Source organism: Lentzea fradiae (assembly GCF_900100955.1).
GTDB classification, from domain to species: Bacteria; Actinomycetota; Actinomycetes; order Mycobacteriales; family Pseudonocardiaceae; genus Lentzea; species Lentzea fradiae.
In genome coordinates this window covers 83,610-95,827 of record NZ_FNCC01000011.1, presented here as the reverse complement: position 1 = coordinate 95,827, position 12,218 = coordinate 83,610, and the positions used below count along the sequence as shown (strand labels likewise).

10 protein-coding genes are annotated in these 12,218 nt (G+C 71.2%); 5 read left to right on the top strand and 5 right to left on the bottom strand.

Features of this window, described 5'->3' with window-relative positions; translation table 11 throughout:
* Positions 1-93: 93 nt before the first annotated feature.
* A complete protein-coding gene (locus BLT23_RS25950) occupies positions 94-879 on the bottom strand; it encodes an enoyl-CoA hydratase-related protein (RefSeq protein WP_090053266.1) in 786 nt (261 codons plus the stop codon).
* Positions 880-889: 10 nt separating this feature from the next.
* Positions 890-1,687, bottom strand: coding sequence for a PaaX family transcriptional regulator (locus BLT23_RS25945; protein WP_090053817.1), 798 nt, complete (start codon positions 1,685-1,687; stop codon positions 890-892).
* 253 nt (positions 1,688-1,940) lie between these two features.
* Between BLT23_RS25945 and BLT23_RS25940 the strand changes: the two genes are divergently transcribed.
* From BLT23_RS25940 to BLT23_RS25930, 3 genes are all read left to right on the top strand, one after another.
* Positions 1,941-2,108: a DUF3117 domain-containing protein gene (locus tag BLT23_RS25940; protein WP_065914675.1), complete on the top strand. Its 168-nt coding sequence runs from the start codon at positions 1,941-1,943 to the stop codon at positions 2,106-2,108.
* 135 nt (positions 2,109-2,243) lie between these two features.
* Complete coding sequence (locus BLT23_RS25935) at positions 2,244-3,653, top strand: leucyl aminopeptidase family protein (RefSeq protein WP_245744176.1); 1,410 nt, start codon at positions 2,244-2,246, stop codon at positions 3,651-3,653.
* A 92-nt stretch (positions 3,654-3,745) separates the two neighbouring features.
* On the top strand, positions 3,746-5,344 hold the full coding sequence (locus BLT23_RS25930; RefSeq protein WP_090053260.1) for an amidohydrolase family protein: 1,599 nt from the start codon (positions 3,746-3,748) through the stop codon (positions 5,342-5,344).
* Here BLT23_RS25930 and BLT23_RS25925 read toward each other — a convergent pair.
* The gene (locus tag BLT23_RS25925; protein WP_245744175.1) at positions 5,326-6,216 is read right to left on the bottom strand and encodes a LysR family transcriptional regulator; all 891 of its coding nucleotides are present in this window, start codon (positions 6,214-6,216) and stop codon (positions 5,326-5,328) included. The genes BLT23_RS25930 and BLT23_RS25925 overlap by 19 nt on opposite strands.
* Before the next feature lie 52 nt (positions 6,217-6,268).
* Between BLT23_RS25925 and BLT23_RS25920 the strand changes: the two genes are divergently transcribed.
* On the top strand, positions 6,269-7,555 hold the full coding sequence (locus BLT23_RS25920; RefSeq protein WP_245744174.1) for an MFS transporter: 1,287 nt from the start codon (positions 6,269-6,271) through the stop codon (positions 7,553-7,555).
* A 1,332-nt stretch (positions 7,556-8,887) separates the two neighbouring features.
* On the opposite strand, the gene glgA is transcribed toward BLT23_RS25920, so the two are convergent.
* A complete protein-coding gene (glgA, locus tag BLT23_RS25915) occupies positions 8,888-10,039 on the bottom strand; it encodes a glycogen synthase (RefSeq protein ID WP_176946927.1) in 1,152 nt (383 codons plus the stop codon).
* 88 nt (positions 10,040-10,127) lie between these two features.
* Here glgA and glgC point away from each other — a divergent pair, with 88 nt between their 5' ends.
* Positions 10,128-11,342 carry a glucose-1-phosphate adenylyltransferase gene (gene glgC / locus BLT23_RS25910; RefSeq protein ID WP_090053253.1) on the top strand — a complete coding sequence of 405 codons (1,215 nt, stop codon included), beginning with the start codon at positions 10,128-10,130 and terminating at the stop codon, positions 11,340-11,342.
* An 88-nt stretch (positions 11,343-11,430) separates the two neighbouring features.
* On the opposite strand, the gene BLT23_RS25905 is transcribed toward glgC, so the two are convergent.
* A complete protein-coding gene (locus BLT23_RS25905; protein WP_090053250.1) occupies positions 11,431-12,063 on the bottom strand; it encodes an O-methyltransferase in 633 nt (210 codons plus the stop codon).
* Positions 12,064-12,218: the final 155 nt, after the last annotated feature.

Here is a 12,218-nt window from a genome sequence, read left to right as displayed (position 1 = left end):
CGAAAGGGCCCCGCGTGCGATCCGGGGAAGCGGGTGGGCGGGGAAGCGGGTGGGGCGGGGGAGCGGGCGGGCAGGGGGAGCGGGTGGGCGGGATCAGCGGCCGGTGAACTTCGGGGCGCGTTTGTTCACGAACGCGTCGACGGCCTCGCGGTGGTCCTGGGTCGCGCCGCAGTCGGCCTGGGTGCGGCGCTCGGCCTCCAGCGCGTCCTCCAGCGTCCCGTCCGCCGCGGCGGCGAGGGCTTCCTTGATCTTCGCGTACGCCGTGGTCGGGCCCGCGGCGAGCTTCGCGGCCAGCGCGAGCGCGGTGGGCAGCAGCTCCTCGTCGGGGACGACCTGGTTGACCATGCCGATCCGCAGCGCCTCCTCGGCGGCGACGGGCTGGGCGAGCAGCATCATCTCCATCGCCCTGCCGTGGCCGATCAGCCTCGGCAGCGTGTAGGACGCGCCCGAGTCGGCGGTCAGGCCGACGTTCGCGAACGCCATCAGGAACTTCGCCGACGCGCCCGCGATGCGCAGGTCCGCGGCGTAGGCGAAGGACGCGCCCGCGCCCGCCGCGCTGCCGTTGACGGCGGCGATCACCGGCTTCGGCATGCCGACGAGCTCGCGCACGATCGGGTTGTAGTGCTTCTCGACGGTGTGCAGCGGCGCCGGGTCGCCCGCCTGCAACAGGCCGATGTGCTCCTTGAGGTCCTGGCCCGCGCAGAACGCCCTGCCCGCACCCGTGATCACCACCGCGCGCACCGACGCGTCGGCGGCCGTGTCCCGCAGCGCGGCGAGGAACGACTCCTTCAGCGAGGTCGTGAAGGCGTTGAACGCCTCGGGGCGGTTGAACGTGAGCGTGCGCACACCATCGGCGTCGTCGACGAGGAGCTCGGCCACTGGACCTCCATCAAGCGGTGGAAACGTTGCGGGCCGGCCGCAGGCACTCGTCGACGAAGCGAGTCGTGCCCGGTGCCAGCCGCAGCGTCTGTTCGTCGAAGAACGAGGCTGCCGCGTGGCCCGGCCAGTCCGGTGGCAACAGTTCAGCAGGAAGACCGGGATCGCGGAACAGGAACTTGCGCCACGCGTGCAGCAGCCGCTGTGATCCTGCGAACGCCGCCGCGTCGTCCGTCGCGTCCACACCGGACACCTCGGCGTGCCAGTGCGCGACGAACGCGGCGTAGTCGCGGCCCAGCTCAGCGAGGTCCCAGGCCCTCTCCGCGAGCTCGGAGTCCTGTCCGTCGTGTGAACCGTGAAAAGTTCGTGCCTGGACTTCCTCCGCGGCCAGCACGTCACCCAGCTCAGGCGACGGCCGGGGCGCGATCCACGTCACAGGACCGAGCGCGCCGTAGCCGAGCAGTTGCAGCGAGGAGGCCAGGTGGTCGCGCGAGTCGCGGCCGGGCATCTCCTCCAGCACGACCACGTGCCAGCGACCGTCCCAGGTGGACGGCCGGGTGCGGTAGATGCGGGCAGCGGCCTCGTCGAGGCGTCGTTCCCCGCGAGGTGTCATGGCGTATCCGGGCCCGTCAGGGAGCCGCACGGGCTGCAGCCAGCCCTGCCGGACGGTGCGCGACACGGCCGTGCGGACGGCCGGCGCGGCGAAGCCGAGGGGCTCCAGCAGCCGGACGAGCGCGGCGATGGTGGCGGCGCCTCCGCGTTCGCGCAGGTGGCCGCCGTAGACGTCGAAGAGCGCGGAACGGGCTCGCACCCTGCCCAGTCTGGCACGCCGTGCCGGTGGCCGGGTGCGGTTGGTCCGTTCGGTGAACGTCACACCACCCGGTTGTGCCGAAAGTGTTGCCTTGCCTGGAAAACGGGTACTGAACAGCGACAAGTCAAGATCGACAACTGTCACCCGGACTCGCCAAAAGATCGGTTCGGTTTCGCCCCGGAGTCGCGATAGGGGAGAATGGAGCAGATCCGGCCTGGCCGGACGGGGAAGATGTTGACGGAGGGAGCACGCGATGGCGGCCATGAAGCCCCGGACCGGCGACGGTCCCCTCGAGGTCACCAAGGAGGGACGCGGCATCGTCATGCGCGTGCCGCTCGAGGGTGGTGGGCGCCTCGTCGTCGAGATGTCGGCGGACGAGGCCAGCGCCTTGGGCGACGCGCTGAAGGCCGCCGCCGGCTGAGGCACCCGGCGAGGAAGCAGTAGCGCCCCGGTTTCCACAGTGGAGACCGGGGCATCGCTTCGTTCTCGGCTCGGGCGAGAATGAGCGGTAAGCGATGTTCTAGGAGGTCAGGCAGTGGCGTCGACGGTTCCGTCCGTGCCCACCAAGCTCGTGGACGTCGAGGTGGCCACCACCACGCGTCGCGGCGTTCCGGCGGTCGTTCTCGCGGCCACCGGACCGGAGCTCGGACCGGGTGGCGACGGCATCGACGTCTCCGCCCTGACCGGCAAGACCGGTGAGACGGTGCGGCACGACCGGGCCTGGACACTCGGCGTCGGCGCGGGCACCCCCGCCGACCACCGGGCCGCCGGTGCCGCGCTCGTGCGGGCGCTGACCGGCGACGACGCCCCGAAGTCCGTCGACGTGCTGCTCACCCCCGACTTCGACGCCGAGAAGGTGCGCGCGTTCGTGCTGGGCGCGGCGCTCGGCGGCTACCGCTTCAAGGTGACCGGCGAGGACGCGCGCAAGCGCGTCGGCTCGCTGCGGCTCGTGACCGGCGACACCGGGTTCGAGGAGGTGCTGACGTCGGCCGCGCTGAAGGCGCACGCGCTGGCCACGGCCACCTCGCTCACCCGCGACCTCGCCAACACCCCGTCCAACGTCAAGGACCCGCGCTGGCTCACGACCACCGCCGCGAAGATCGCCGAGAAGGTCGACGGCCTGTCCGCCGTCGTGCGCGACGAGAAGTGGCTCCGGCAGCAGGGCTTCGGCGGCGTGCTCGCCGTCGGCGGCGGCTCGGCCCGCCCGCCCCGCTTCCTGGAGCTGACCTACGGCACCACCGGCCCGCACCTGGTGTTCGTCGGCAAGGGCATCACGTTCGACACCGGCGGCATCTCGGTGAAGCCCGCCGACGGCATGCACCTGATGCGCACCGACATGGCGGGCGGCGGCGCGGTGATCGCCGCGCTCATCGCCGTGGCCAGGCGCAAGCTGCCGATCAGGGTCACCGGCCTGGTGCCGTGCGCGGAGAACCACGTCTCGGGCTCGTCCTACCGGCCCGGCGACGTCGTGCGCCACTACGGCGGCGCGACCACCGAGGTGACGAACACCGACGCCGAGGGCCGCATGGTCCTGGCCGACGCGCTGGCGTACGCGGTGAAGAACCTGAAGCCGGACCTGCTGGTGGACGTCGCGACGCTGACGGGCGCCATGAAGGTGTCGCTGGGCCTGCGCACGGGCGGTGTCTTCACGCCGTCCGACGCGATCGCGGCCCAGGTCGTCGGCGCCGGTGCCCGCGTCGCGGAGCAGTGGTGGCGGATGCCGCTGCTGGAGGAGCACGCCGAGGCCGTGCACAGCGAGATCGCCGACTACCGGCAGTGCCCTCCCGGCCCCGGCGGCATCACCGCGGCGCTGTTCCTGCAGAAGTTCGCGGGCGACGTGCCGTGGGCGCACCTCGACATCGCGGGTCCGGCGCGGTCGGAGAAGGTCTACGACGAGGTCGTCCCGGGCGCCACGGGCTTCGGCGCGCGGACGCTCGTGGAGCTGGCCGAGCACTACTCCAGCTGAGGTCGATCCCGCGAGGTCCCTACGATCCGCCGATCCGGAACGGGCGGGTGTCGCGGCATCATGTGAGCGCCACCACACGGAGGAGCGCTCGCATGATCGTTCGCCTGGTCGTCGCCCTTGCCCTGCTGGCCGCCGCGCTCACCCCCGCGTCGGCCGCGACGCCGTGGTGGGAACCCGTCGCACGGCCCGCGGTGGACTCGCAGGTCAACGTGACCGGCGAACCGTTCAAGGGCACCGACGAGCAGGGCCGGGTGCGCGGCTTCGTCGACGCGCACAACCACCTGATGACCCACGAGGGCTTCGGCGGCAGGCTGATCTGCGGAGCGCCGTTCTCCGAGCAGGGCGTCGCGGACGCGCTGAAGGACTGCCCCGAGCACCACCCCGCGGGTCTCGGCGCGATCTTCGAGGCGATCGTGACGGGCGACCTCGACGGTCACGACCCGGTGGGCTGGCCGACGTTCCGCGACTGGCCGTCCGACACGACGGTCTCGCACCAGCAGAACTACTACGCCTGGCTGGAACGGGCCTGGCGCGGCGGCCAGCGCGTCCTGGTGACCGATCTCACCAGCAACGCCGAGCTGTGCGTCATCCACCCGTTCAAAGACCGGCCGTGCGACGAGATGACGTCGGTCCGGCTCCAAGCCCAGCGCACCTACGAGCTGCAGGCGTACGTCGACCGCATGTTCGGCGGGCCCGGCAAGGGCTGGTTCCGCATCGTCACGTCGTCCGAGCAGGCCAGGAACGTCGTCGCGCAGGGCAAGCTCGCGGTCGTGCTCGGCATCGAGACCTCGGAGATCTTCGGCTGCCGGATGCTGCTCGACATCCCGTTGTGCGACAAGGCCGACATCGACCGCGGCCTCGACGAGGTCTACGCGCTCGGCGTGCGCAGCGCGTTCCTGTGCCACAAGTTCGACAACGCGCTGTGCGGCGTCCGCTTCGACTCCGGCACCCAGGGCGGCGTGATCAACGCGGGCCAGTTCCTGCGCACCGGCACGTGGTGGAAGACCGAGCAGTGCCAGGGCCCGCAGCAGGACAACCCGATCGGCACCGTCGGCCCGAACGCGCTGATCCCGGCGGGGGTCGTCGCGCCCGCCTACGACCCGGCGAAGCGGTGCAACGTGCGCGGCCTGACGTCGCTCGGCGAATACGCGGTGCAGGCCATGATGCGCAGGCACATGATGATCGAGATCGACCACATGAGCGTGAAGGCGGCCGGGCGCACGTTGCGGCTCGCCGAGCAGGCCGGCTACCCCGGCATCGTCTCCAGCCACAGCTGGATGGACGCCCAGTGGACCGAGCAGGTCTACCGGCTCGGCGGGTTCATCGCGGGCTACGAGAACGACCCCGGCGGCTACGTGGCCCAGGCCGCCGCCGCCGAGCCGCTGCGGCGTCGGTACGACGTGGGCATCGGGTTCGGCTCGGACTACAACGGCGTGGGCTCGCACCCGGCACCGCAGTCCGGGGTGACGTACCCGTTCCGCAGCTACCCGGACGGCCCGCTGGTCGACCGGCAGCGCACCGGTGAGCGGGTGTGGGACATCAACGTCGACGGCGGCGCGCACATCGGCCTGCTGCCGGACTGGGTCGAGAAGGTGCGCCAGCTGGGCGGCGACCAGCTCGTGACGGACATGCTGGGCGGCGCCGAGTCGTACCTGCGGACCTGGTCGCGCTCTCAGTCCTGGACGCCGTGAGTCCGCAGGGCGTGCTCGCGGAACGCGCGGACGGCGGGCGGCTGCGGGTGGTCCCGCAGCCACGCGAGGCCGAAGACGCGGGCCGACCGGGGCGTCAGCGGTAGCTCGCGCAGGCCCTGCGGCGGGTTCTCGGCGCGCGTCAGCACCGCGACGCCGAGACCGGCCGCCACCAGCCCGCGCACGGTCTCGATCTCCTGGCTCTCGAACGCGACCCGCGGCGTGAGGCCCGCCCGCGCGAACATGTCGTCGGTGATCTGCCGCAGGCCGTAGCCGTGTTCCAGCAGGATCAGGTCCACGTCCACGAGGTCGGCGAGCCGCACGTCCTCTCGTGCCGCGAGCGGGTGCGCGGCCGGGACCACGACGATCAGCTCCTGCTCGAAGACCACGACCGACTCGATCGCCGGGTCGTCCGGCGGCGGTGCGACGAGGGCGAGGTCGATCTCACCCTGCAACAGCTTGTCGACGACGGTGTAGCGGGCGTTCTGGACGAGGCCGAACCGCACGTGCGGGTGCTCGGCGCGGAACCCGCGGACCAGCTCGGGCACCACGGACCGGCCGAGCATGTGCAGGAAGCCCAGCACGACCCTGCCCTTCTCCGGGTCGAGCTCCTCCTCGACGGCACGCAGCCCCGGTTCGAGCGCGGCGAGCGACCGGGTCGCGGCGTCGGCCAGCAGCCGTCCGGCACGGGTGAGCCGCACCCGCCTGCCGCTCTTCACGACCACCGGCGCGCCCAGCCGCTCGCCCAGCTCGGCGAGCCAGCGGCTGACGGTGGGCTGGGGGAGCCCGACGCGGTCCGCGGCACGGGTGACGTGCTCGTCGGCGGCCAGTGCCTTCAGCACCGCCAGCTTCGGCGCCAGCTCCAATTCGTCCATGAATTGATTCTCACTCATTTCCGTATTGGACGTATGGCTTAGCGTCGAAATCGTGAACAGGCTGACCGCGTCCATCGCCGCCTCGGGCTTCGCGTGCTTCGCGTTGCTCTACACGCCGCAGCCGGTGCTGCCGGAGATCGCGCGCGACTACGGGCTGGGGCCCAGCGGCGCGTCGCTCGCGCTCTCGGCCGCGACGCTCGCGCTGGCCGCGGCGGTGGTGCCGGTCGCGATGCTGTCCGAACGCGTCGGGCGGCGGCCGGTGATCGTGGCCAGCGTGCTGGTGGCGGCGCTGCTGGGGATCGCGCTGCCGTTCGCGCCGACGTACGACGTGTTCCTGGTGCTGCGCGTGCTGCAGGGCGTCGCGGCGGCCGGGGTGCCCGCGGCGTCGATGGCCTACCTCGCCGACGAGCTGGACAAGCGCGGGCTCGGTGCCGCGATGGGCGCGATGATCGCCGGGAACAGCCTCGGCGGCATGACGGGACGGCTCGTCACCGGCATGACCGCCGACTGGCTGAGCTGGCGCGGCTCGGTGCTGCTCGCCGGTGTCTTCGGGCTCGTCGCGGCGCTCGTCGTGGTGTTCCTGCTGCCGAAGGCGGTGAGCGGGCCGAAGCGGGCGCCGCGCGGGATGAGGGCGGCGCTGACGGACCCGGTGCTGCTCTCGCTGTACGTGGTGGCGGTGCTGCTGGTGGGCGCGTTCATCTCGTTCTACAACGTCGCGGGCTTCCAGCTGACCGGGCCGGTGTGGCTGGAGACGCTGGTGTTCCTGTTCTACGGCCTCGGCAGCACGTCGGCGGCGTTCGCGGGCAGGCTCGCCGACCGGTACGGGCGTGGCCGCGTGCTGCAGATGTGCATCGGCGTGCTGGCCCTCGGCGCCGTGGCGAGCCTCGCGTGGGTGCCGCTCGGGCTCGCGGTCGTCACCGCCGGGTTCTTCGCGGCACACGCCACCGCCAGCGGCTGGGTCGGCGCGCGGGCACCCGAGAACGCCCGCGGCCAGGCGTCCGGCCTGTACCTGTGCGGGTTCTACGTGGGCAGCAGCATCGGCGGCACGTCCGGCAGCGCCTCGTACGAGCAGTGGGGCTGGGGCGGGCTGGTGCTGGTGGTCCTCGGCTGGTTCGCGCTGGCCGCGATGCTCGCCCACAACTCGGGCGCGCGGGTGCGGCACGAGGCCGCCGAGGCTCAGAAGTCCAGTGCCACGGTCATGCGGCCGTCGAGCGGGGCGATCGGCGTCGTGCCGAGCCGGGGCAGCTCCGGAGTGCCGCCGACCAGGCCGACCGAGACCGAGCGGGCGTCCGCCGGGATCTCCACCACGACCGCGAAGGGCAGCGGGCCGCCGTCGTAGCGGGCGCCCACCTGCCGGGCGGGGGTGCCGTCCGCGAGCTCGACGGTGACCAGCTCCTTGGTGAGGTTGCCGCCCGCGGTGTCGGGCAGGTTGCCGGTGGCCTCCAGCCGCACCTCCAGCAACGCCTTGTCGTCCGCGGAGATCGTGGCGACGTCGTACTGGCTCTCGCCGAGCTTGACCGGGCGCTGCCTGCCGAGCTTCAGGCCGGTGACCTTCATGCCCAGCTCGCGGTCGCCGAAGCGGATCTTCTGGGTCGGCTCGGTGAAGTGCGCGGGACCGGCGGCGCGGCGGAGCACGGGCGGCGGGGTGTCGAGGCGCTTGCCGGACGGCACCTCGACCCGCTGCTCCAGCGACTTCGCGCCGAGGGTGCTGAGCGAGAGCACCTCCGCGCCCTCGCCCGGCGCGTCCGGCACGGTGTAGACGATGAAGACCGAGCCGCTGGCCGGCAGCCGGTCGTGGGGCAGCACCTGACGCTTGCCGGGCAGTTCCAGCGCGAGCTCCGACGGCTGCGGGGCGAAGCCCTGCCAGTTGGTGCGGTGGAAACCGCTGTCCGTCTCATGCGGCTTCTCGACCTTCACCCGCACGACCCGCAGCCGGGTGCCGTCCTCGGCGCGCACGGTGCCCTCGGCGGTGTACCAGACGTCCGGGTTCGCCCAGCCCGTGACGACCGCGGAGAGCAGGTCGTCGCGGACCTTGATCTCGACGTTGCCGAGACCCAGGTCGGAGTTCGGGCGCTTGCCGTCGTCGGGCAGCACCGCGAGGAAGTCCCGCCCGGCCGTGAGGTCCTGCTGCTTCGACGGGTCGATCTCCTTGCCGTCGGTGCGCACGAGCCTGTTCGTCGGCGTGCTGCGGTTGCCCTTCTCCGGCACCTGCGGCGACTGGACCTCGAACCGGACCTCGTCACCGTCCTTGGCGGTCTCCTTCATCGGCACGGGCACCCAGTCGGTGCCCGCTCCGGTGCCGGGCACCTGGACCGGTCCGCACCACAGCCGCCTCTCGACCTCGAACTCGACACCGGTCTTGGCGAACCAGCAGCTCACCGCCGCTGCGCCGGCCCGTGCCACGTAGCCGTAGTCGAGCGTGTAGGCCAGCTGCGCCTCGGCCTGCGACTGCAGGTCGTCGGCGCCCGCCAGCTTCACGCCGTCCACGGTGAGCTGCACGGACGTGGGCTGGGAAGCGGGAGTCGTCGCACATCCGGCCACCGCGAGGAGGATCGTCAGACCCAACAGCGCACCACGCACAGTCTTCGCGCCCCTCACCAGATGCATCGACAACGTCACTACTGGTTAAAGGCGGTCCTCAGGCACGCAGGTTGCCCAAACGACTTGTGTCTCAGGTCACAGCTCGGTAAACCTCGACGGTCTGCGCGGCCATCGCGGACCAGGAGAACTCCTGCTCGGCGCGGGTGCGTCCGGCGGCGCCGAAGCGGCGTGCCCGGTCGGGGTCGGCGATCAGGTCGTTGATCGCCTGGGCCAGTTCGAGGCGATAAGTCGACAAATCCCGCTCGTCGTAGTGGACGAGGAGACCGGTCTCGTCGTGCGCGACGACCTCCGGGATGCCGCCGACGTCACTGGCCACGACCGCCGTGCCGCACGCCATCGCCTCCAGGTTCACGATGCCCAGCGGCTCGTAGACCGACGGGCACACGAACACCGTCGCGTGGCTGAGGATCTGCCGCACCTCGGCCGGCTGCAGCATCTTCTGGATCCAGAACACACCGGGCCGCGACTCGGACAGCTCGCTCACCGCCCGCCGGGTCTCCTCGGCGATCTCCGGGGTGTCCGGCGCACCCGCGCACAGCACGATCTGCGCTTCCGGGTCGACGTGGTGCGCGGCGGCGACGAGGTGGCCCACCCCCTTCTGGCGGGTGATCCTCCCCACGAACGCGACGATCGGCCTCTCCGGGTCGATGCCGCGCGACGTCAGCGCGTCGCTCTCGGTCACCGGGTGGTACGCCGCCGAGTCGATGCCGTTGCGCACCACGTGGACCTTCGCCGGGTCGAGCGACGGGTACGCGTCGAGCACGTCGGCCCGCATCCCCTCGCTCACGGCGATCACCGCGTCGGCGCTCTCGTACGCGGTCCGCTCGGCCCACGACGAGATCCGGTAGCCGCCGCCGAGCTGCTCCGCCTTCCACGGCCGGCGCGGCTCCAGCGAGTGCGCCGTGACCACGTGCGGGATCCCGTGCAGGAGTTTGGCCAGGTGACCGCCCATGTTGGCGTACCAGGTGTGCGAGTGCACGAGGTTGGCCGTCGACACCGCCGCGGCCATCTCCAGGTCAACGGCGAGCGTCGTGAGCGCCGCGTTCGCCTGCTCCAGGCTGTGCGGCGGGTTGTGGGCCGTGGCGTCCGATCGCGGCCCGCCGAAGCAGTGCACGTCGACGTCCACCAGTTCGCGGAGGTGGGGCACGAGGAATCCCACGTGCACGCCAGCACCGCCGTAGACCTCCGGCGGATATTCCCGGGTCAAGAGCGCAACTCGCACGTGTTCACCGTAGATCACGGTGGTACCCGGCGGGACGCACCGCGTTGCGTCTGGTTCAGAAACGATCGCACGGATAGGGTCACATGCTGTGAAGGGGCAGCCGCACGTTCTCGGAATTGTGCTTGCCGGTGGTGAGGGCAAGCGCCTGTGGCCTCTGACGGCCGACCGCGCGAAACCGGCTGTGCCCTTCGGGGGCAACTACCGGCTGGTCGACTTCGTGCTGTCCAACCTCGTCAACGCCGGGCTCGCGAAGCTCTGCGTGCTGACGCAGTACAAGTCGCACTCGCTGGACCGCCACATCTCGACGACGTGGCGCCTGTCCAATGTGCTCGGTCAGTACGTGACGCCGGTCCCGGCCCAGCAGCGCCTGGGCCCGCGCTGGTACACCGGCTCCGCCGACGCGATCTTCCAGTCGCTGAACCTGGTGCACGACGAGAAGCCCGACCACGTCGTCATCTTCGGCGCCGACCACGTGTACCGGATGGACCCCGGCCAGATGATCGAGCAGCACGTCGAGTCGGGCGCGGCCGTGACCGTCGCCGGCATCCGCGTGCCCAGGACCGAGGCGAAGGCGTTCGGCTGCATCGACAGCGACGCCTCCGGCAAGATCACCCGGTTCCTGGAGAAGCCGTCCGACCCGCCGCACGTGCCGGACGACCCGGACGTCACTTTCGCTTCGATGGGCAACTACGTGTTCACCACCGAGGCGTTGCTGGACGCGCTGCGCGGGGACGCGTTGAACCCCGACTCGGACCACGACATGGGTGGGGACATCATCCCCATGCTGGTGGACCGGGGTAAGGCGCACGTCTACGACTTCCAGGACAACGTGGTTCCGGGGGCCACCGACCGGGATCGCGGGTACTGGCGGGACGTCGGGACGATCGACGCCTACTACGACGCGCACATGGACCTGGTTTCGGTCCATCCGATCTTCAACCTGTACAACCAGTTGTGGCCCATTCGCACTGCTACGCCGCCGTTGCCGCCTGCCAAGTTCATCGCCGGCGGGTCGGCCGAGGACTCGATGGTCGGCCCGGGGTCGATCATCTCCGGGAAGATCCACGGGTCGGTGATCTCTTCCGACGTGACCGTCGAGGTCGGGTCGGTGGTGCAGGGATCGGTTCTCCTGCCCGGTGTCCGGATCGGCAAGGGCGCCGTCGTCCGGCGGGCCATTTTGGACAAGAACGTCGTGGTGCCGGACGGGGCTCTGATCGGTGTGGACGCGCCGATGGACCGCGAGCGCTACACGGTGTCCGCCGGCGGCGTCACAGTCCTCGGCAAGGGCGTCCGCGCCTACTGACTTTCCGCACGCGGGGGCCCTTCGTACTACGTGACAGTACGAAAGGCCCCCGCGTGACGGCTCTGGGGCGGCTACGAGCGGCGGGTGGCTACGGGCGGCGGGCGGCCACCAGCAGGCCGTCGCCCAGGGGGAGGATCACCGGGACCAGGCGGTCGTCGTCCCTGACCAGCTTGGCTATGTCTCGCATGGCCTGGGTGGAGTCGTCCTGCTTGGTCGGGTCCACTACCGATCCGTGCCAGAGGACGTTGTCGAAGGCGATCACGCCTCCTGGGCGGAGCATGCGGACGCCGTGCTGGAGGTACTGGGGGTACTCCGGCTTGTAGGCGTCCACGAAGACCAGGTCGTAGGCCGCGTCGGTCAGCCTGGGGAGGACGTCCAGGGCCTTGCCCATGATGAGGCGGGTGCGGGACGGGGAGATGCCTGCCGCCGCGTATGCCTCGCGGGCTGCCCGTTGGTGTTCCGGGGACACGTCTATCGAGGTCAGGACGCCTGACTGTGGCATGCCCGCCAGGAGGTAGAGGCCGCTGGTGCCCGCGCCGGTGCCGATCTCCACCACTGCCCGGGCCTGGAGTGCGGTCGCGAGGAACCGCAGGGCGGCGCCTCCGCCCGCGCCGATGGGCACGCAGCCCAGTTCCTGGCCGCGTGCTCTCGCCGCCAGGTGCACGTCGTCCTCGGGGAGGTACTGCTCGACGTACTCCCGCAGGGCCGATTCCGTGGTCACGGGTTACCAGGTTAGTGCCACCCGTGCCCAAAACGGGTGAACGTGGCCCGAACCGAGATTCTCAGGGTGCTCTCAGGCATCTCTCACGATCGTTTAAAGAGAGGCGGGGAAGGTAAGTAAGCAACAAGCCAGGCTCTGGTCGGGAACAAGCCGGA